At 44.3% G+C, this 20,946-nt stretch carries 16 protein-coding genes and 1 tRNA gene; 10 read left to right on the top strand and 7 right to left on the bottom strand.

Annotated features, from left to right (window positions below; translation table 11 throughout):
• Positions 1-59: 59 nt before the first annotated feature.
• The 4 genes from EO98_RS05310 to EO98_RS05295 all read right to left on the bottom strand — a co-directional run bounded on the left by EO98_RS05310 (position 60) and on the right by EO98_RS05295 (position 4,065).
• A complete protein-coding gene (locus EO98_RS05310; protein ID WP_048139967.1) occupies positions 60-1,562 on the bottom strand; it encodes an RtcB family protein in 1,503 nt (500 codons plus the stop codon).
• Between the two features lie 541 nt (positions 1,563-2,103).
• Positions 2,104-2,544: an archease gene (locus EO98_RS05305; RefSeq protein WP_048131347.1), complete on the bottom strand. Its 441-nt coding sequence runs from the start codon at positions 2,542-2,544 to the stop codon at positions 2,104-2,106.
• Between the two features lie 133 nt (positions 2,545-2,677).
• On the bottom strand, positions 2,678-3,289 hold the full coding sequence (locus EO98_RS05300) for a CDP-alcohol phosphatidyltransferase family protein (RefSeq protein ID WP_048131348.1): 612 nt from the start codon (positions 3,287-3,289) through the stop codon (positions 2,678-2,680).
• 215 nt (positions 3,290-3,504) lie between these two features.
• The gene (locus tag EO98_RS05295; RefSeq protein ID WP_200895215.1) at positions 3,505-4,065 is read right to left on the bottom strand and encodes an aldolase; all 561 of its coding nucleotides are present in this window, start codon (positions 4,063-4,065) and stop codon (positions 3,505-3,507) included.
• Positions 4,066-4,246: 181 nt separating this feature from the next.
• On the opposite strand from EO98_RS05295, the gene EO98_RS05290 reads away from it, so the two are divergent.
• Positions 4,247-4,320, top strand: a tRNA-Thr gene (locus EO98_RS05290).
• Positions 4,321-4,814: 494 nt separating this feature from the next.
• On the top strand, positions 4,815-5,276 hold the full coding sequence (locus EO98_RS05285; RefSeq protein WP_048139971.1) for a peroxiredoxin: 462 nt from the start codon (positions 4,815-4,817) through the stop codon (positions 5,274-5,276).
• Between the two features lie 59 nt (positions 5,277-5,335).
• Here the strand turns inward: EO98_RS05285 and EO98_RS05280 are convergent, their stop codons facing one another.
• Positions 5,336-6,274, bottom strand: coding sequence for a hypothetical protein (locus EO98_RS05280; protein ID WP_048139973.1), 939 nt, complete (start codon positions 6,272-6,274; stop codon positions 5,336-5,338).
• 332 nt (positions 6,275-6,606) lie between these two features.
• A complete protein-coding gene (locus EO98_RS05275) occupies positions 6,607-7,350 on the bottom strand; it encodes a HesA/MoeB/ThiF family protein (RefSeq protein ID WP_048139975.1) in 744 nt (247 codons plus the stop codon).
• A 445-nt stretch (positions 7,351-7,795) separates the two neighbouring features.
• Between EO98_RS05275 and EO98_RS05270 the strand changes: the two genes are divergently transcribed.
• Entirely contained in the window at positions 7,796-9,307 is a 1,512-nt protein-coding gene (locus EO98_RS05270) for an AAA family ATPase (protein WP_048139977.1), read from the top strand.
• A gap of 44 nt (positions 9,308-9,351) precedes the next feature.
• Entirely contained in the window at positions 9,352-11,100 is a 1,749-nt protein-coding gene (locus tag EO98_RS05265) for a VWA domain-containing protein (RefSeq protein WP_048139979.1), read from the top strand.
• An 87-nt stretch (positions 11,101-11,187) separates the two neighbouring features.
• On the opposite strand, the gene EO98_RS05260 is transcribed toward EO98_RS05265, so the two are convergent.
• Positions 11,188-11,970 (bottom strand): hypothetical protein, encoded by a 783-nt coding sequence (locus tag EO98_RS05260; protein ID WP_235283951.1) that lies wholly within the window; start codon positions 11,968-11,970, stop codon positions 11,188-11,190.
• A 1,147-nt stretch (positions 11,971-13,117) separates the two neighbouring features.
• On the opposite strand from EO98_RS05260, the gene acnA reads away from it, so the two are divergent.
• The 6 genes from acnA to EO98_RS05235 all read left to right on the top strand — a co-directional run bounded on the left by acnA (position 13,118) and on the right by EO98_RS05235 (position 20,873).
• Entirely contained in the window at positions 13,118-15,925 is a 2,808-nt protein-coding gene (acnA, locus tag EO98_RS05255; RefSeq protein ID WP_048139981.1) for an aconitate hydratase AcnA, read from the top strand.
• Between the two features lie 49 nt (positions 15,926-15,974).
• Entirely contained in the window at positions 15,975-16,145 is a 171-nt protein-coding gene (locus EO98_RS18280) for a hypothetical protein (protein WP_156161029.1), read from the top strand.
• 195 nt (positions 16,146-16,340) lie between these two features.
• A complete protein-coding gene (locus tag EO98_RS05250; protein WP_048139983.1) occupies positions 16,341-17,408 on the top strand; it encodes a citrate/2-methylcitrate synthase in 1,068 nt (355 codons plus the stop codon).
• A 321-nt stretch (positions 17,409-17,729) separates the two neighbouring features.
• The gene (locus EO98_RS05245) at positions 17,730-18,998 is read left to right on the top strand and encodes a UbiD family decarboxylase (protein WP_048139986.1); all 1,269 of its coding nucleotides are present in this window, start codon (positions 17,730-17,732) and stop codon (positions 18,996-18,998) included.
• A gap of 251 nt (positions 18,999-19,249) precedes the next feature.
• A complete protein-coding gene (locus EO98_RS05240; RefSeq protein ID WP_048139988.1) occupies positions 19,250-20,455 on the top strand; it encodes an aconitase X in 1,206 nt (401 codons plus the stop codon).
• Positions 20,442-20,873 (top strand): DUF126 domain-containing protein, encoded by a 432-nt coding sequence (locus tag EO98_RS05235; RefSeq protein ID WP_048139990.1) that lies wholly within the window; start codon positions 20,442-20,444, stop codon positions 20,871-20,873. The genes EO98_RS05240 and EO98_RS05235 overlap by 14 nt, the downstream gene beginning before the upstream one ends.
• Positions 20,874-20,946: the final 73 nt, after the last annotated feature.

Below are 20,946 nucleotides of genomic sequence, written 5' to 3'. Positions count from 1 at the left end.
AAGACGGGCTGCTCAAAGAATCTGGAAAAAATAAAAAAGAAGGTTAAATTTCTGCCAGTTTAACCTTTTGCGACCCCAAGTGGGATTACTCTTGCAACCTTGCGGGCAATACCAAGTTCATGCACGACATTTACTACCTCACTGCTGGACTTGTACACGCCAGGAGCTTCTTCCGCAATTACTGAAGGGTGAGTTGCCCTTACAGTGATTCCGTGGGCTTCAAGGTTCTCTTTTATGCTCTGCCCATGGAACTCTTTCTTTGCATGAGCCCTGCTCATAATCCTCCCGGCTCCGTGACAGGCACTGCCGAAAGAAACGTCCATAGCCTCTTTTGCACCGCAGAGTATGAAAGAAGGCGTCCCCATGCTTCCGGGAATTAAAACAGGCTGTCCCACATCCCTGTATGCAGCTGGAACTTCCGGGTGTCCGGAGGGAAATGCTCTTGTTGCCCCTTTTCTGTGCACGTAAACCTCTTTTTTCCTGCCGTCAATAGTATGTTCTTCCAGTTTTGCTACATTATGAGCAACGTCATACAGGAGGCTCATTCCCAGGTCATCGGCGTCCCTGCCAAATACCTTTTCAAAAGACTCGCGTGTCCAGTGAGTGATCATCTGCCTGTTTGCCCAGGCATAGTTTGCAGCGCAGAGCATAGCTTTGAAATAGTTCTGTGCTTCCCTTGACTGAGCCGGAGCACAGGCAAGCTGCTTGTCCGGAATTTCAATCCCGTACTTTTTCACAGCCTGAGAGAGCTCTTTTAGATGGTCCGTGCAGACCTGATGCCCTGCGCCTCTTGACCCGCAGTGGATCATTACCGTAACCTGGCCTTCTTCAAGTCCGAAGGCGGAAGCCACTTCTTTGTCATAAATCTCGTCCACATACTGGACTTCAAGAAAGTGGTTGCCGCTCCCGAGAGTTCCTATCTGAGGTTTTCCGCGGGTCCTTGCCTTTGCGCTCACATGAGAAATATCTGCTCCTTCCAGGTAGCCATTCCCCTCGCAGTGTTCCACATCCGCTTCCACACCATACCCGGCTTCTACTGCCCACTTTGCACCCTCAAGAAACGCACTGTCAAGTTCCCGGTCAGAAGCCCTGAACCGACTTTTGGATCCGACACCTGAAGGTATATTATTAAAAAGCTCATCAGTCAGCCTTTTTATTTCAGGAACTACATCTTCCTTTTGAAGGTTTGTGCGGATTAGCCGTACCCCGCAATTGATATCAAAACCCACTCCACCGGGGCTGATAACTCCTTCCTCTGCATCAAAAGCGGCAACGCCTCCTATAGCAAAACCGTAGCCGAGGTGGGCATCAGGCATTGCCATGGAATATTTCTGAATGCCAGGAAGAGTTGCAACGTTTGCAATCTGGTCGATAGTACCGGGCTCAATGCTTCCAAGTAAATTTTCAGATACAAACAGGCGCCCTGGAACCCTCATATTAGGAATGTGCCCTCTCGGGATTTCCCAGCTATTATCGGAAAGCTTCCGGACCATGCTATTTATGTCTCGGTGTACATTTTCCGTACCCAATTCCTCAGTACCGATATCTTCACTCTCTACCATAATTGATACTCCCTGCTCCTTTACTTGTTATGAATATAATTCTGATATTAATATAACCCTGATATTAATATAATCCCGATATGAATATAATCCTGAAATTACCCATTTACCTTACGTTTCCTTGATGATCTACAAATTACTCCGGAAACACAAATAAGATACACTGTTTCAGACTGCATTAAAGACCAGGAATTTTACAAAATGCCTGGAAAGAGTATAGCTCGATAATAACAAGCCGCCAGAACCTGATTGAATTAATTAGTTAATATAGCGAGTTAACTTAAATTTGGCTGTTAAAACTCACTTAACCGGTTAAGTGGGATAGGTAAATTTAGCATATAAAAAATTCACCCCAGATTAAGTGCAGAATAGGATAATAATTCACGTACATGAAGATATGTATGGCGCAAAATAATAGAAATAAACAAGAAGCATACATGAGAGTCATGCATAGCAGCCATACATTCCAGCCATACATAAAGAAATCAAAAAGCAGCTATGCATTCCAGCCATACGTAAAGAAATCAAAAACTACTGCTCCTTAAATATCAACAACAACCTGAGCCTTCCAGCCGGCGGCAGTCTTCTCGAGTTCCAGCTGATTATAAGTGACAGCCTTAATTTCAGTTTCAAAGGGATGGCTTCCAGGATAGTATTTTTCACCTGATGCCAGGGCTTTTATTGAGTACTCGCCTTCTTCTTCCCTGATTTCCTCTACCCGGAACTTCCAGAAAACAATCTCATCGACCTCAAAAAGATATAAAAGCTCAGAAAGCCAGTCCACAAGCAGAGATTCCAGATCAGGGGACTTAAGGGAAACATCTCTAGCCGTCTCTCCTGAAACCTTCCCCGTATCAATTATAACATTGAACATAGCAAGAGCTGAGTTTTCAAATACCTCTTCCAGAGTATTTCCATAGGCAAGGAACTTTACATCTGCAGTGTGTTCCAGATACTCATACTTTTTTCCTTGAGACGACATAGTCCAGTATTGGGTTTTGTCTTACATTAACCTATCCGCCTCAGGAGCCTGTTTTCAGGCATCAAAAAGATTTAAAAACGATTTAGCCGGCTGAACCCTGAAACCAGCTAAAATCAAAAAACGCTGAAAGGTATCAGTCCAGCCTATTCCAGATATAAATAATCCGCTGGACTGCAGTAATGTGGCTGGTCACAGCAATCAGGATAACAGCCCAGCCAAGGATGGTAAAACCTACAATCGAAGCAGGATAAAACGAATTGGCGAAGGCGGCAAGGATTATGACCACAAGACGGTCAGCCCTGCCCATGATCCCTCCGTAATATCTTCCGAGATTGAGTGCCTGGGCCTGAGTCCCGAGATAACTCGTAAGAAGCACGCCCACGATTGCCGCAACCCCTATCTGCCAGGACACATAACCTGCAAAAAAAATGCTGCAGATAATAAACACGTCCGAATAGCGGTCAATTACATGGTCGAGGAAATCACCCCTCGGTGTTGCCCTGTTGGATTTGCGTGCAATTACCCCATCAAGGGCATCGAAAAGCGAGTTAAACACTACCAGGATGCCTGCTAATAGGGTGAGTTCGTTATATACAGGAGAATAATAAAAACTGAGCCCCGCAAAGAAAGCACAGATCAGGGAAACTATGGAAATCGTATCAGGTGAGACCTCATATTTTATGAAAAAATCTGCCAGCGGGTCAATAACTCTCGAGGCAACGGGTCTCAGGGCATTAAATGTCATGGTACTTGGGATCTTCCTTTTAGTTGTATATCCGTTATAGAAGACAGGCCTGAAAGAATAACAGCTTATCCTGCGTCTTATGCCGATTTGAATCTACTTATTTATATTATTTCCTTGTTTACCTGCCTTTTGATATTTATACTTAAGGCTGTATGTTTGATTATCAGTGCACTCCATAGATAATACTTACTTAACTCACTTTTTACTGTTTATTTTCACTTTTTTACAGCTGCAAGCTCATAAAGGTACTTTATTCTGCAGGAGTGCTCAAGCTGCGTTGTCACAATATACGCCTCTCCGGAAGTCCTTCCGATGGCAAAAGTCCCATGGCTGAAGACCACAGCCCCCCTGTGCCCTGAAAGCGCATCTGCCAGATTATCGGCAAGTTCCGGGCTCCCGATCCCGCCGCCTACCACAGGGATATTCCCAAGGAAGTACTGCCCTTCACTATCCACAGGAACGATCACCTCTCCGGGGCCGGCAAGCAGGGACTCCACCACTGCATAAGGACAGTGGGCGTGAATTATTGCAAGAGCAGAGGTCTTCCTGTAGATCTCCCTGTGCACTACCGTCTCGGAAGATGCAATTATATCCAGGGACGAAGTATCCTGAATATCGACCTCAACAATATTATCGCCGGTGATCTCGTCAAGGGCAGTTCCGCTCCGGGTAATAAGCATCTTATCCCCGGCTCTGACACTGATATTCCCAAAATTTGATTCCACAAGCCCGTGTTCTACCAGCTTGCGCCCATATTTTGCCATTTCCTGCCACATCTTATGTGAGATATAGAGAAAGAATGCCATAAGGTTTATGCGCCGCAACATTCTGAAAACAACAAAACCAGGGAAAAGGCAGACAGTAAAAACATTGCGACAAACTCCCGAAAGGGGGATTCTGCCATAAAGTTTATCTGTGAGTATTGTATTTAGATAAGTTTGCTGTCAGTTTCATTGCGCCTCGTTGGCTCAGCCCGGTAGAGCGAGTGACTTGTAATCACTAGGTCGCGTGTTCGAATCACGCACGAGGCTTTGTACTAATTTTGTTCGGAGCCTATTTCCAAAGGAGTCTGTTTGATGGGAATAGGCATTTATGAAAATATGAGTGTTCAGAAGCGTCTGGATTCATTGAAAGATGCGCCAATATCTGACGTTAATAAGTAACTAATTTTTGATTTTATTGACTACTGTTTTTACAGAGAGATTAAGTCTACACCGTATTTTAAAATATATCTCAGATCTAAAAGTTCTCGGTCTGAATATTCAGCCTGGTTTTGATAAAGTTGAAAAAAAGATCTTTTTATACTCATTTCGAAGTAAGAGCGGTCAAACAGATCAGATGTTTTGAAACTGATCGAATATGTTGAGCATAAGAGAGAAAACAATAATAGCCCTTTTTGCTCCTTTTTTCATGATTTCCGGAATAACTAATCAATGTCGGCAAACACATAAAAATTTTATAACTAAAAGATATTAATAAAAAAAGATATTATTAAACTAAATGATTTTATTAAATGGGGGATTTTATGATGAATGAGATAAAAATCGGAGATAAAATTCAGGATTTCAGGTTAAGAGACCATAAGGAGAAAGAAGTGCATCTCTATGAATTAAGAGATAGGAAGGTGCTCTTATCGTTCCATCCTCTTGCCTGGACAAACGTCTGTGCAGAACAGATAAGATCCCTGGAGAACAACCATGAGTTGTTTACCAGACTAAACACCGTGGCGTTTGGTATAAGCGTGGATCCCATACCATCAAAGAGAGCCTGGGCTATGGAACTGGGGATTAAACACATCAGACTTCTTTCGGATTTCTGGCCACATGGTGAGGTTGCCCAAAAATATGGCATATTCAGAGAAAAAGAAGGAGTCTCTGACAGGGCGAACATAATTATTGATGAGGAACGTAGAGTGATATTCTTCAAAAGATATCTGGTTCATGAACTTCCCGATATGGATGAAATAGCAAAAATCCTGGAAAAATGAGATCAATCCCCATAAGAAAACCAGAGAGGAAAAAGGAGGGAAAAATCAAACCTTCCGGTTCAATTGCCAAGCAGCGCATCAATCCCATTATACAGCCCTCTCAGTGCCATGCTGAGCCTGCGGACTTCCACCTTCCATACATTTTTGCTGACCTGGACGTCCCCTCCGGCTTTGACAGCTGCCACCCATATGTATTTCCGGGCTATTTTTTCATTGTTAGAAGGGAAATGAAAAACATTACCCGTCTTCTGGTTACTGTATTTTTCATTAATAAGAAATTCATAGATCTCCTGAACTCTTTCGAGCAATGTTTGTTCACTTTCGGAACCTGAAGTTCCAAACAGGACAAGATTCCAGAGGCGGAACTCCACCTCATGACGTTCAGATGACAGTTTTTTAGAGTTGGAGATCTCAAGCATCTTTCGGAACTCAAGATAGATATCCGTATTTCCAAAACCTGAAGGCAGGATATTTCCAAGCGAGATCATAAGATGAATGCACTCATGAAAAAGGATTCTGGCTATAAGAAATTCGACTCTCTCCTGCAAGTTCCAGAATTTGTTTACAAGAGCCTCATCCCAGAGCTGGTAGGGGTTAACAAGGATTATGGACCTGTAAATAATCTTTTTTTCTTTCCGGGAAACCAGACGTTTGGGATAAAGAACCATCCCCTGCATTTTTCCGAAAAACTGAACCCTGACCGCCAGGTCCCAGCAGCATTCCCATTCCCCGGAATTGACACACTTTACCCTGTAGTATTTTCCATCAAAATTAACCTTCCCGAGCAGCCGGTACATATCCTTACTGTGTGCCTTTATCAACGACTTAACTCTGGATTCTCGATAGATTCCAAGGTCAAAGTAGGGAACGTTCGGGACAGAAGTATAAGAGAAATAAGGTGCATATGGATTAAGATCGTGAAATCCCTTAGACAATGAACCTGAATAGTCTTGACAATTGCCGTCTTTGCCCTCAACTGGCGGAGCCTTTCGTTTCATGAAATATCCCCCTCTGATATATTCCATAATATATTATTATTAAGGATATATAAAAAAGGATCAACAGGCAGGAAAGTCAACTACCCGCCACTGAAGTGACGGGAATCCTGCTTATTTCATCTTGAAACAAAGGTTTATCCTTCCTGAGAAAAGGCAGAGATCTTATTCATTTTCACTTATTTTCACTTATTTTCACTTATTTTTACTTATTTTTACTTATTTGTACTTATTTGTACTTATTTGTACTTATTTTCACGTATTTTCACTCGTTATCAGTAATTTTCAATTATTTTCAATTATCATTACTTATTTTCATTTATTATCATTGATTTTCACTTATTATCAGTTAATTCATTAAGAGATCCACAAACCGGACAATTATTTAACTTCGAGAGAGAGATTTCACTGAAATGTCCTGAAAGCCCATTCCAGAACAAAAGGCGGCCTTCCAGAAGCTTTCCTTTTCCAGTCAGAAACTTAATTACTTCATTTGCCTGAATAGAGCCTATAATACCCGGAGTTGCACCCAAAATCGGAAAAACTTCTTTTTTGGAAACTCGCGGAAAAATACAGTAAAAGCAAGGGGTTTTTCCAGGAATTATCGTAGTGACCTGACCATCATACCCTGTAACTGCCCCATGAATAAATGGAATTCTCCTTTTTACGGCAAGCCTGTTAAGCAGATGTCTCGTTTCGAGGTTATCAAGGGCATCGACAATAATATCACATTCAGGAATCAGGGATTCGATGTTTGATTCGGCAAGCATTTCTCCAATGGTTTCAACCTCAATTCCGGGATTCATGGAAAGAAGCTTTTCCTTTGCGGATTCAACCTTTGCCCTCCCAATATCCTTCTCATGGTGGAGAAACTGCCTGTTCAGGTTACTGAGATCCACAGAATCAAAATCTGCAAGAATTATTTTCCCGACTCCGGCTATTGCGAGATATGTGGAAATAGGGCTTCCGAGTCCACCTGCACCGACAACCAGTACTTTCGCATTCTTCAACTTTTCCTGTCCCTCTTCCCCGAAAAGGAGGATCTGTCGGCTATATTTTTCACGCTCAAAATCATTCATGTAAAATCTTCCAGAATATTCTTCTCAAATATTGATTTTGCTGGTCAGTCTCCGAAAATGAGATTCTCCAGAGAAGGTGAAACCATTCCAGTAGTGATTGACTTCTTAATGCATAACCTCTTCGGACAGCCGAGGAAAGGCAAGGAATGGAAGCTTTGATTAAACCTTGAAGTTGATTAAACTTTGATTAAAGAGAGTGCTCCAGATTCCAGTGTTTAAGGCAAAAAGATATATCACTGAAAGGAAGGGATAAAACGCAGGAATGATAAGAGGTCACTAATCAAAATTTGTTTTGGAAAAATTAATTAAGGCAAGGCCCATAAAAATAGTTAGATCATTTTTAAGATTACTGGACCCGGGTACTGCTGCTTATTATTGCAAAGCCCTTTTACAGGCTTATAGATAAGATGCTGGAAAAGAGATATTTATAAAGGTTTTGAAATTTATGAAAATTCGGGATTTGAAAAATAATATCCTCAATATAAAACAGGAATTCTCTGGCTACTTTAAAGAACGAGATGCTGAAATCAATGGTTCTCTTCTTGCCCTGCTCTCGGGAGAACACATTCTTTTGCTGGGTCCTCCGGGAACTGCAAAAACCCTGCTTGCAAACAAAATCTGCGAAACTATCGAAGGAGGGAACTTTTTCCATTATCTCCTTACTCGTTTTTCCACTCCGGAAGAAGTATTTGGACCACTTTCTCTAAAGGCGCTTGAGAAGGACGAATTCAGCCGGAGGGTAGAAGGCTACCTGCCAACTGCACATATCGCCCTTCTTGACGAAATTTTCAAGGCGAACAGCTCTATCTTAAACAGCCTCCTGACAGTTCTGAACGAGAGGAAATACCATAACGGCAAGGAGGTTATGGATGTCCCTCTCTTTTCCGTATTTGGGGCTTCCAACGAACTGCCCGAAGAAGACGAAAGCCTTGAAGCCCTTTACGACAGGTTCCTTTTCAGGTATAGCGTGGACTATATTCAGCATGAAGAAAACCTTGAAGCCCTCATTTTTGAAAACACAGAGGATTTCCTGCCTTCAACAAAACTCTCAATTGAAGATATAAGGGAAATCCGGAAAAAAGCAAGGGATATGAGTGTAGACCCTGAGGTCCGGGCAATTATAAGAGGACTGAGAAGAGAGCTTAAGAATTCCAATATCTTCGTTTCGGACAGGCGCTGGAAGAAGATTATAAATGTGCTCAGGGTCGCTTCCGCCGTAAACGGGCACACAAGCGTAAACAGGATGACTGTTGTCCTGCTCCAGCACATGCTCTGGGACCTCCCCGAACAGAAGGAAACTATCAGGAAACTTATCCTGGATAGAGTTGTCTACGGAGGCACTGATACCGGAAAGCTCAAACAGAATGTGCTTGACCTTAGAAATTCTGTTTACATCTGCCTGCAGCAGGAACTTCCGGACCCTGTGTCCTGCAATAAGTGCTTTGAAGAAGAGAAAAAGACTACCGGCGGTATGAGGACTTCCAGGTTTACGGGGGCTAAAGCCCCGAAGAATCTCACATTCAATAATGCCCTTGATTTTTTAAAACACCATACCGAATTTCCGACCCACACCTACAGTTTCGGGCTTGAGTACAGCAACATTAACGGGGCGCTGAGCTTCGAAGCCGTGGCAGAACAGTTCCGCCGGAGGAACGGTTTTGAGTTCAAGCTCAGCCTGGACTACGGAGACAAGAAGCTCTACGAAAAAGAGTACGAAAACCTTGAGGAAAGGCTGAACTACTTTAGAAAGCAGGTGCAGGAAGAAGAAAAAGCCCTTGAGGAAACCCTCAGGGAAAATATCTGGGTTTCCGGACAGGACAGCAAGGAAATCCTGATGAAATACCGCTCAAAAAACACGGATATTTACGAGATTGCAAGCCATCTGAACGAAATCCGGACCCTGCTAGAAAAACCGAAAATATTCGATGTAGAACTCGAAAAAGCAGAAGTAGCCTGAAAAGGTGGTTCCTGAAAACCCGAAAAAGGCAGGAAACAAAAAATATGCAGAACCTGAAAAGCTCGAGAAGAGATTTCGAAGATCTTTCCGGATCAAAACGGGCATTATCTTTTGATCAGGCGTTTAACCCCTCTACGATATTGAATATTGAACTGCGGGAATTCCTGGCAACTCCCCGAAAAGTGCCTCACGGGCTCAGAGAAGAGATTGCAGAAGTACTTATTTATGAACTCCTCTCAGGAAAAGACTACGAAATAAAGGACGAAAAACGCTTTATGGAAAAATTCGGGGTTTTTTATCCGATCTTCCTTAGCATGAGAAACCAGCAGGCATGGGAAGAAATAAAAACCCTTGCAGGAACCAACCGGATGGCAGGGATTTTTATCCTGAAAAGTCTGCTGGAAGAACTTTTTACGCTTCTTGATGATTACAAAAAAGTAGAACCGGATTTGTTAAGGAAATCCCAGAAAGGACTGGAAAAGAGTCTGAAAGCCCTGAAAGAGCTGATCATTGAAACTCAGGCTGTATGGGAAAGGAGCAGGCTGGAAAAGGCTGAAAGCCCTAAATACTCTGACTGGCAGAGAAATGCGAACGAATTGCCGGACAGAAAGAGAGAAGGCAAGAACAACCAGGAAACAGAAGAGAATAAGGGAAATTATCTTAGAAATGCTGGAAACCGGGCAGATGATAACCAGGACCATGCCCAGGAGCCTGAAAACACGGCGGCTTCGGAAAGACTTGCCTCAATTACCCGGGAATTCATGTTCAACGAAAAAGCTGGAAAAGCGATTGACTCTGTAATAGGAGAAAAGATAGCTGCAAAGCTTGAGGAGCTTATCCCCGCCCTTAAAGACCACTTAGAAATGCTTGAGATCCTCTCCATGCTCTTTCCGGGAAGAATGTGGGACTACTCCTTACAGGCTCTGCACAGGGAATACTTTGAAAACCTTGAAAAGTATGCGGCAATCCTCAGGAAAAGTTATGACCTGAATGAGATTCTCGAACAGGTTGGCAGAATTGAGCTTGAGTACGGCTCAAAGAAACTGCAATTGTCGCCGCACAGCAAAAGTGAAGTGCACTCAATTACCTTTTCAGGTGAAATCCGGACCCTGCTTCCGATAGAAGCCGTAAAACTCAAAAGCCCGGTCCTGAAACTCAAGTTCTATGCTGACATGCTCGAAGAAAAGCTCCTTACATACCAGCTCAGAGGGAAAAACTGGAACTCGAACTCTGCAGGAAAAAAGAGAAAAGGGCCTGTTGTCGCCCTGGTTGATACCTCTGCTTCCATGCGGGGAGCCCCTGAGATTCTTGCAAAAGCCGTGGTCCTGGCAATTGCAAGGAGGATGTTAAGAGAAAACAGGGGTGTAAAAGTAATTCTGTTTTCATCGAAATGGCAGACAGTTGAGATCGGGCTTACGGATAAAAAACGCATGGGCAAAGAGTTTCTGGAGTTTCTCAAATATACTTTTGGGGGCGGCACGGACTTCAACACAGCTCTTCGGGCAGGGCTCAAAGCAGTAAAAGAGGAAAAAACCTTTCAGGGAGCAGACCTCCTATTCCTGACCGACGGTGCCTCCGAACTCTCAGAAAAACCCCTTATCCGGGAATGGAATGAAATAAAAGTAGAAAGAAAAGCCCGCATCTTTTCCCTGATAATAGGAAACTATGATGCAGGAGGGCTGGACCAGGTCTCAGACCATACCTATATTATTCCTGATGCCGGAAACTGGCAGGTTGAGGAAAGTCCTGCAAGATTTATAAAAGCAATCAGCAGACCTGTGAGGATGTTTTAACTGGTTGGGTAAATTGAAAGGATAATTCCATACAGATCGGAATTTCCGAGATCTCCAGCTTCATTATAAAAAGGGGCAGATGTACAGTTAATGCCTGCGCTTAAAACGCCTGCTCACCTCGTCTATGAACTCTTCCAGATCTTTCTTACCTGGCGTCTGATGCCTGTAGATGCTTGACAAAACAACAAATGCCGCCTTTCTGCCTTTGGTGGAATTCCTGAGCAGCCCGATCTCGATCACTGTGATCAGGACCTCAGAAATCATTTTGCGGTCGCCGGGACTTAGATTACTCCACCTGTCATTGAGTTTTTTCGAAGAGACCTTTACTGACTCCTTCCCCTCGGAAGCTATTGTTGAGGCTTTTGAAGAAACGGTTTTTGAAATTTTTATTACCCGGTCCTTTCCGAAGGAGGCAGTTTTCGTAAATGTCCTGAAAGCTCTTCCCGGGATATCCTTCATCCGCACTTTTTCAGAAGCAGGCGACCCTTCCATTGGGTCTTTAGAAAATCTGCCTTCGGAAGTCCGGCTTTCCAGGATTTTGCGAATTTCTTCAAAGATTTCAGTGATTTCCTCCTTAGATCTCATTCTAAGGTATTCTCTGAGATTTTCAATCAGTTCGGAGTCCAGTCCAGCAGAATCATCTTCAACAGAATCGTCTTCGATAGAGGCAGGGTCTTCGCGGACCTCGACAAAGTCGGCATCAATTACAGGACAGAACCCTATGAGAGAGTCGCGTAAGGAATCCTTCCCGGACCCCGGGGTTTTCCTGAGCCTGCAGCCGGAGCTTGAGAATCTCCTGAATATGTCCTGTTTGTTTTTGAGCAAGAAAATCACATCCATGCCTGATATGAAGAAAGAATTACCTAACATCTACCAAAACCATTCATAGCCTGAAGTGGTTTCAGTATCATATTTACCACACATATGGTTCGTAATTACATAAACAGGTTTCATGCCGGGGTTTAATATCTTTTTCTGTTCACATTGCTGCTAAACCCGAATTATCGTGCCGGAAGATTGCGGAATATTGCAAATCCTGAACTGTCATACCTAACCGCTGATAGTAACGAAACGTCGTATTGAGAAAGAAAAAGCAACATTGAAAAAGGATAAAACGGGCTTTTTCCTTTAATCAAAGTTGCGCTGGCGCACCCAGCAGCAAGCTAGCGGGGTATTCGACTGATAATAAACAGCCCCCATTCATTCTTTTTTGGGGCATTTCCTTATAAAAGGCGCCCGTTCTTTTTTTGATGCCCCAGATTATAAAGGGTCCCCATTCTTTTTCAGATTCATTTTCCTCTTCATCAGAGAGTCAGAACGCTGTGAAAGCCCGGAATCTGTTGACCAGCTCCTGAAAATACAGAAAAGGCTATTTCAGGGATTTTGAAGAAACTTTTTAATATATCTCTGCCTGGATTTCAATCCCCTTCCTGCCCATCTCACCCCCTGCCCCTGCTACAACAGTATGAGAGGGTACATAATTCCGGACCTTCATATCCCAGAACCCTGACGGACAAGTTTTTGAAAGCTGAAACGGTCAATCATTATTATAGATGATAACATATAATATTGGATAGCATATAATTAAATTGGGAATTATTGAATAGCATATAAATAAATTGAGCATAATTCCAGGAAAAATAAGAAAAAAACTTGTCTTTAAAATTTGTCTTTAAAACTTGCCTTTTGTTCTGCACGTGCTTGAAAACGAAGGAGCGCTGGAAAAGATATCCTGAATATATAAATGAAATAGAATGCCGAGAACCGGACATCAGGTGGGGGAAGGGGTGATAAACTTCCGGCCTCCAAAAACAGGAAGATAACAAGCCCGAAGGAATAAAATAGTCTCAGGGATAAAAGAGAGGAAGTTTCATAAGATAAAGAGTTAATGAGAGAACATTATTCACGATTATCTTTAATCCATGATTATCTTTAATCCACAATTACCTTTAACCCATAATTATCTTTAACCCATAATTATCTTTACTTCATATTTTTGCCGGAGGTAGAAAATACAATGAGAGAAGGTCTGGACCCCTTTGGGGTAAGAGATAGCATCGAAACAACTGCCGGAAAAGCTACGATTTACAGATTGGGCAAACTGGAAGAAAAGGGCTTTGAAGGGATTTCCCTGCTCCCCTACTCTATACGGATCCTGCTGGAATCCCTGCTCCGGCATGCGGATACTGAAAAGCAGATAATAACTGCAGAAGATATAGAGGCCCTTGCCCGCTGGAGCCCTGAAAATATAAACGAAAGGGACATTCCGTTTATTCCTTCAAGGGTAATCATGCAGGACTTCACAGGTGTTCCTGCGGTAGTTGATCTGGCAGCCCTCCGCTCGGCAATGGAGCGCCTTGGAGGAGACCCTGCTAAAATCAACCCTGTAATTCCTGCTGATCTGGTCATTGACCACTCGGTTCAGGTGGATTCCTACGGGACAGCATATGCCCTTGAGGAAAATGAGAAAAAAGAGTTTGAACGCAACGGGGAGCGTTATACCGTCCTCCGCTGGGCACAGAAAGCCTTTGACAATTTCAGGGTCGTGCCCCCCGGAAGAGGGATCATCCACCAGGTAAACCTTGAGTACCTGACCCCACTCGTGCACCTGAAAGAGAAGGAAGGCGAGTTATTTGCGTTCCCTGACACCCTTGTCGGGACTGACTCCCATACCACAATGATCAACGGGATAGGCGTGCTTGGCTGGGGAGTAGGCGGCATAGAAGCCGAAGCTGTAATGCTCGGGCAACCTTACTATATGCCCGTTCCTGAAGTTGTGGGCTTCAAACTCTATGGAAAACCGGGACCCGGAGTTACCGCCACAGATCTCGTTCTTACGATCACCAAAATGTTAAGAAAGCACGGCGTAGTCGGCAAATTTGTCGAATTCTACGGGCCCGGCCTGGCTTCCTTAAGCCTCCCTGACAGGGCAACGATTTCAAATATGGCTCCGGAATACGGGGCAACTCTCGGGATTTTCCCGCCTGACGTGGAGACCTTAAATTACCTGAAGAGAACAGGCAGGAGCGACGAGCAGGTTGACCTTGTGAAAAAGTACCTGGAAGCACAGGACCTTCTTTACTCTATCCACAAACCTGAACCTCTTTTCAGCAGCACTCTCGATCTTGATATGGGTACTGTAAAGCCCTGCCTCGCAGGACCAAAACGCCCGCAGGACCAGCTCTTCCTGAACGAGGTCTCTGAAAATTTCCGTGAAACAATGAGGCAGACCTTTATAAGAAAGAAGGAAGGAGGCGTTGAGCTTGCCAGAGACTCTGCCTATCTGCGCTGGCTGGGAGAAGGGGGAGCACCTGTAGAAGAATCCGAAGCATCGGGCATGGAAGAGACAAAAAAGGTTGACTCCCATGAGAGAAACTTCAGGGTCACCCATGGTTCCGTAGTGATCGCGTCTATTACTTCCTGTACCAATACCTCCAATCCGTCGGTGCTCATAGGAGCCGGGCTGCTCGCAAAAAAGGCTGTTGAAAGGGGACTGAAGGTTAAACCTTTTGTGAAAACGAGCCTGTCTCCGGGCTCAAGAGTGGCTACTGAGTACCTTGGAGCCGCAGGCCTTCTGCCCTATCTGGAAGCTCTGGGTTTCCACCAGGTCGGGTATGGCTGTACGACCTGTATAGGGAACAGCGGGCCTCTGCCCGAACATGTTGCAAAAGAAATTGGAGAAAAAGACCTTACAGTTGCAGCCGTACTCAGTGGAAACAGGAACTTTGAAGGCAGAATCAATCCGCTTGTAAAAGCAAACTACCTTGCATCCCCTCCGCTTGTTGTTGCATATGCAATCGCGGGTACGGTGAACATAAACTTCGAAACTGATCCCCTTGCTTATGACCCGAACGGGCTCCCTGTTTATCTAAGAGATATCTGGCCTGGAAACGAAGAGATCAGGGAGACAGAAAAGACCAGCGTAACGCCTTCGATGTTCAAAAAAGAGTACTCAGGTGTTCTGGAAGGCGCAAGCCTCTGGAAAGAGCTGGATGTGCCTGAGGGTACCCTCTATGACTGGAGCCCGACATCCACCTACATTCAGGAACCGCCCTATTTTGTGGATTTCCCGCTTACTTTGCCTCTGCCGGGAGATATACAAAATGCCAGGGTTCTTGCTCTTTTCGGGGACAGCATCACTACAGACCACATCTCCCCCGCAGGAGATATCCCGGCAGACGGCCCGGCAGGCAGATACCTGATATCCTGGGGTGTAGACCGGAAAGATTTCAATTCCTACGGCTCGCGCCGGGGCAACCATGAAGTGATGATGCGCGGGACTTTCGCGAACATCAGACTCAGGAACAGGCTTGTAAGCAGGGAAGGAGGCTGGACTGTCTCTCACCTTAAAGGGGAAGATTTCCCGCCTGAAGCCTGCGAGGGAATCCCGATCTATGATGCCGCTCTGCTTTATGCGGAAAACGATATCCCCCTGATTGTACTCGCAGGAAAAGAGTACGGGACCGGCAGTTCCCGCGACTGGGCAGCAAAAGGAACATTCCTCCTTGGGGTAAAGGCAGTTATTGCCGAGTCCTTTGAGCGCATCCACAGAAGCAACCTTGTGGGCATGGGAGTTCTTCCCCTGCAATTTAAAGACGGAGAAAACGCAGATACCCTTGACCTCACAGGAAAGGAAAGCTACGATATCCTTGGCATTGAGAAAATGGAACCCCACGGAGAGCTTATCGTAAGGGCAAAGGACGATAACGGAGGAGAAACAGAGTTCAAGGTAGCATTGAGGCTGGACTCTGCTGTGGAGATAGAGTACTACAGGAACGGCGGAATTTTGCATAAGTTCCTGCGGGATTCGGTGAAGAAAAAATAATAGGTCACTTATCCAGAATAGCACAAGAAGGTTTCTTCAAAAGGTTCCGTTGGCCTTAATAAGGTGTCTTCTTTTTTCCGGAACCTTTCTTTTTATCCTTATTGGATATGGGGTTATTTTAGCTCAAATAGGTATTTTGAAGAGGGATACATTAAGAAAAATATTAGACCCCATACTTAAAATAGGTGAAGAAATTGAGGAGGCAGGAGTTTTAACATAGGGAAATATATTTAAAACGATTTAAATTTACAATTTCAACAAATTTAATATACTTATTCGCTGATAATACAATTGCATTGTCACCCTATTTTTGGACCCAAAAGGTCCTTCGTGTTAAATCTTTCACGTATAATCAGAGGATTCCCCAATTTCAAAGTTTTTTGAAAATCCTCGAGGCATAACTGTGAGGTAGAAAATGAGTAAAAATATATGTTTCATAGACGGGCTGGAGGGCGTTCTGAAATACAGGGAAGTAGACATCAACGAACTGGTGAAACTTCCTTATGATGCAGTTTCCTATCTGCTAATACGGGGAGAGCTCCCTGGAGAACAAGAACTTGCCGAGTACTCAGCCCGCCTGCATGCGGAGCGTGAAATTAACAGGGAGGTAATGGCCATTATCCGCATGTGCAATTTCAATATCGATGCTATGGAAGTGTTGCGCACAGTCATTTCTTTCATATCTCAATTCGATCCGAACCTGAATGACAGCTCTCCGGAAGGAAATATGAGAAAAGCCACACGGCTAATTGCCATAATCCCAACCATTGTTGCTGCTTATTATAGAGTGTCAAATGGAAAGGAACCTGTGCCCCCTGACCCCTCCCTCTCTCACGGAGCCAATTTCCTGTACATGATAAAAGGAAGCAAGCCAGACCCACTGGAAGCTGAAGTCATGGAAAAAGACTTTATTCTCAGTGCCGAGCATGAGTTGAATGCTTCCACCTTCTCATCCAGAGTTACAGCTTCAACCCTGTCCGACCTCTATTCAGCAGTTGTTTCAGGGCTCTGCACTCTTAAAGGTCCCCTTCACGGAGGAGCAAGGGCAGAGGTTATGAATATGCTAGAAGAAATTGACAGCCCTGAAAATGCCGAGAAATTTGTCCTTGACAAAATCGAAAAGAGAGAAAAAATAATGGGTTTCGGGCACAGAGTGTACAAGACATATGACCCCAGGGGTACAATATTCAAGCAGCTCTCAAAGAAGCTGGCTGAATCCAAGGGAGATATGCACTGGTACGTGACAGCCGAAGCAATCGAAAATACTGTTGTCCGCGAGCTTGTGGAAAAAAGAGGGAAGCCGATTTATCCGAACGTTGATTTCTATTCAGGAGTCATCTACAAATATATGGAAATCCCCCCGCAGCTTGCAACCTCGATCTTTGCAATAGGGAGAGTCTCAGGCTGGATAGCCCATTGCTTTGACCAGTATGAGAAGAAAAAGATCATAAGGCCAAGAGCTTTCATGCTTGATGAATGTTGAACTCTTTGAAAACCTGATTATCGGAAAAACCTGGTTACGCCTGAAAACTGGCAGGAAAGAAATAGAAGAGGCAGAAGAATAAGAGTCAGATCTGACAAATCGAAATTGAGAAACAGAGATCAAGCTGGATTTTCAGGCAAAACAGGCCCATAGGCAGAACGCGGATTCAAGAGAAAACTGGGTTTTCAGAAACAGCATCCCTCTTTCTTTATATTTTAAGAAATATATCCATTGATATTGGTTAAAATGGCATGAAGCTATTAAGCCCTTGGATCAGAGAATCTTTTTATCATCTGACAGCTTTTTGATATCCAGATACCCATGAGTTATAGAGATTTCATAGACCTGTTAAAAGAAAACGGAAAACTGGTAGAAGTTCAGCAGCCTGTTTCTCCGAGATTCGAAGCTTCAAGAATTGCGAAAAAAACAAAAGCTCCTGTTCTTTTCCACGACATTTCAGGCTCAAAGGTCATTATGAACCTTCTTGGGTCAAGGGACGAACTTGCTTCCATGCTCGGAGTTCCTAAAGAAGAAATCATAAGGAAGCTTTCTGAAGTATCTCCTGAAGGCGAAGTCCGGATAGTTTCAGAATCTCCTACTCTTGAGGTCATAGAAAACGAGGTTGACCTCACGAAACTTCCTATCCTTACCCATTTTGAAAAAGACGGAGCCCCCTACATAACTGCAGGGATTATAGTTTCCGAGCACGGAGGCGTTATGAATGCTTCGATCCACCGCCTTATGCTTGTTGGTAAAGACAGGCTTGCAGCCCGCCTTGTTCCCCCGAGGCATACCTACATCCTGCATAAAAAAGCTGCAGAAAAAGGCGAGCCTCTGCCTGTTGCAATTGTTATTGGCTGCGATCCTACGATTATTTACGCAACCTCTACAAGGGTCCCTGTCGGAAAGGAGTTTGAATACGCAGCTGCCCTGCGGGGAGCTCCGGTAGAACTCTTTGAGTGCTCAAATGGGATAAAAGTACCACACTCCGAAATCGTGCTTGAAGGGTATATTGACCCTGTGGAAAGAGTGGATGAAGGACCGTTTGTGGACATTACGGGAACATACGATGTAGTAAGGAAAGAACCTGTAATCCGCATCACCCGCGTGATACACAGAAAAGACCCGATCTATCATGGAATTCTGCCGGCTGGCCCCGAACACCTCCTGATGATGGGGGTACCTTATGAACCAAGGATATACAGGGCTGTAGGGGAAGTTACAACCGTCAAAAACGTGGTATTAACAGAGGGAGGATGCTGTTACCTTCATGCAGTTGTGCAGATAGAAAAGCAGACTGAAGGAGATGCTAAAAACGCTATTATGGCAGCATTTGCAGCCCATACAAGCCTGAAGCATGTAGTGGTTGTGGATGAGGATATAAATCTCTTTGACCCGAATGATGTAGAATTTGCAATTGCTACAAGGGTAAAAGGGGATATGGATATTATGATTATTCCTAACGTCCGCGGCAGTTCCCTTGATCCCAGAGGAGCCCCTGACGGAACGACTACTAAAGTAGGAATCGATGCTACAAAGGTCCTTATTGAAAAAGAGAACTTTGAAAGGGCAGTGATTCCTGAAGAATAACTGAGGATTCCTGAAGAATAACTGAGATGAGACTTTTAAAAATACAGAACTTTTAAAAAGCAGGAGACTTTAAGAGACTGCAAACCGGGATAGAAAATACCCGGACCCTGCTTTAATATTTTATACGTGTCTCAGGGTTTTGCACTTAGTTTAATAGTTTGTACATCAATTATTATATCTGCCTCAATATATGCTTGCTCTAATATTTTACACCCTGTATTTACTATCTGGCAGTTAAAGAGTGAATTTTCATGTACCTCACAAAAGAAGAAGAACAAATCCTTAACGGAGAAGCTGGAGAGACTCTCAGGAAGGCAATTGAGATCCTCGTGGCTTTAGGGGATATCTATGGTGCGGACAGATTGATCCCCATCAAAAGCGCCCAGATTGCAGGTGTCTCTTATAAAACTATAGGTGATGCCGGACTTGAATGGATCTCAGACCTTGAGGGGCAGGTAAAGGTTCCCGCAATCCTGAACCCGGCTGGAATGGATCTGGAAGACTGGAAAAGGCTGAGAATTTCTCCTGAATTTGCAGAAAAGCAGAAAGCGATTATTCAGGCTTACAAAAAACTTGGAATCCGCTGTGAATGTACCTGCACTCCTTATAACCTCGAAGGCTTTTCCGTGGGCTACGGCGACCATCTGGCATGGAGTGAATCCTCAGCCATCTCATATGCCAACTCCGTAATAGGAGCCCGGACAAACAGGGAGGGAGGGCCGTCCGCCCTTTCGGCAGCTCTTCTGGGAAAAACGGCAAACTATGGGCTCCATCTTGAGGAAAACCGCATTCCTGAAGTCTCGGTCAGTGTGGAGTGCACACTTAAAGATTCTGATTATGGAGCACTTGGATATGTAGCAGGCAAAATCATTGGGAGCCGAGTACCTATTTTTCGTCTGAAGGATACTCCGGAAAATGATGAACTTAAAGCTCTTGGAGCTGCAATGGCGGCATCCGGAGCAGTGGCTCTTTATCACGTCGAAGGAGTGACCCCTGAAGCCTGCAGGCTGGGCTTTGAAGAGCCGGAAGAAAAAATAATTATCGAGAGAAGCCAGCTGGATGAAGTTTATGAGAGCAGAGAAAGAGCTGGAAAAGAGCCGGAACTGATTACTATCGGCTGCCCTCACTGCTCTGCAGCCGAACTTAAGAAAGCGGCTGAACTCCTGAAAGGAAAAACCGTTTCAAAGGAAACCTGGATCTTTACCTCGCGGGAACTTGCAAAACGCTACCCCGACTATATCCGGACCATTGAAGAAAGTGGAGCTAAGGTTGTCTGCGATACCTGTATGGTAGTCTCTCCGGCAACCAACAACTACTCCTGCGTCATGGTGAATTCTGGAAAAGCCTTTGCCTACGTGCCCGGGATGTGCGGGGCTGAAAGTGTATACGGGAATATGGAAGCCTGCATCGAGGAGGCAACCGGAAGAAAGGAAAAAAAGGCAGGTGGTTCCTATTAAACTCAAAGGCCGGACAATTTCCAGGGGATGTGCAGAAGGGGAAGTTTTGCTTTCCAGAGACCCCATATCCTTCCTTGGCAGTGTGGACCCTAAAACAGGAATTGTTGTCGAAGAAAAACACTCTCTCGCAGGAAAATCAATCAAAGGGAAGGTCCTTGTTTTTCCCCATGGGAAGGGATCGACTGTTGGCTCCTATGTAATGTACCAGCTGAAGAAAAATGAGGCTGGACCGGTAGCGATTATCAATCTGGAAACCGAACCGATTGTAGCGGTAGGAGCAATTCTATCTGAAATTCCTTTAGTTGATATGCTGGAAAAAAACCCATACGAGTATTTAAACGATGGAGACATTGTCCGGGTAAACGGTAGTGAGGGATATATCGAATTTATAAAACCTGAAGACAGTAAGAAAAAATAATGATGCAAAGTAAACATTAATGATGCAAATCAAACTTTAAACCTGCATACCGTGCCGTTTAAGCTTAAAACGT

The organism is Methanosarcina sp. 2.H.T.1A.6 (assembly GCF_000979455.1).
In the GTDB taxonomy this organism is placed as follows: domain Archaea; phylum Halobacteriota; class Methanosarcinia; order Methanosarcinales; family Methanosarcinaceae; genus Methanosarcina.
The sequence above is the reverse complement of the archived record's forward strand: the minus strand, read 5'-3'. Positions and strand labels throughout refer to the sequence as shown.

Bases quoted from the DNA above. Each gene is read 5' to 3' on its own strand.
- EO98_RS05305 (WP_048131347.1), bottom strand. From the start codon at position 2,544: ATGTCGTCTCAAGGAAAAAAGTATGAGTATCTGGAACACACTGCAGAT.
- EO98_RS05285 (WP_048139971.1), top strand. From the start codon at position 4,815: ATGATGAATGAGATAAAAATCGGAGATAAAATTCAGGATTTCAGGTTA.
- EO98_RS05275 (WP_048139975.1), bottom strand. From the start codon at position 7,350: ATGAATGATTTTGAGCGTGAAAAATATAGCCGACAGATCCTCCTTTTC.
- EO98_RS05260 (WP_235283951.1), bottom strand. From the start codon at position 11,970: ATGTTAGGTAATTCTTTCTTCATATCAGGCATGGATGTGATTTTCTTG.
- EO98_RS05270 (WP_048139977.1), top strand. From the start codon at position 7,796: ATGAAAATTCGGGATTTGAAAAATAATATCCTCAATATAAAACAGGAA.
- EO98_RS05250 (WP_048139983.1), top strand. From the start codon at position 16,341: ATGAGTAAAAATATATGTTTCATAGACGGGCTGGAGGGCGTTCTGAAA.
- EO98_RS05300 (WP_048131348.1), bottom strand. From the start codon at position 3,289: ATGACATTTAATGCCCTGAGACCCGTTGCCTCGAGAGTTATTGACCCG.
- EO98_RS05245 (WP_048139986.1), top strand. From the start codon at position 17,730: ATGAGTTATAGAGATTTCATAGACCTGTTAAAAGAAAACGGAAAACTG.
- EO98_RS05265 (WP_048139979.1), top strand. From the start codon at position 9,352: ATGCAGAACCTGAAAAGCTCGAGAAGAGATTTCGAAGATCTTTCCGGA.
- acnA (WP_048139981.1), top strand. From the start codon at position 13,118: ATGAGAGAAGGTCTGGACCCCTTTGGGGTAAGAGATAGCATCGAAACA.
- EO98_RS05295 (WP_200895215.1), bottom strand. From the start codon at position 4,065: ATGTGGCAGGAAATGGCAAAATATGGGCGCAAGCTGGTAGAACACGGG.
- EO98_RS05280 (WP_048139973.1), bottom strand. From the start codon at position 6,274: ATGAAACGAAAGGCTCCGCCAGTTGAGGGCAAAGACGGCAATTGTCAA.
- EO98_RS05310 (WP_048139967.1), bottom strand. From the start codon at position 1,562: ATGGTAGAGAGTGAAGATATCGGTACTGAGGAATTGGGTACGGAAAAT.
- EO98_RS05240 (WP_048139988.1), top strand. From the start codon at position 19,250: ATGTACCTCACAAAAGAAGAAGAACAAATCCTTAACGGAGAAGCTGGA.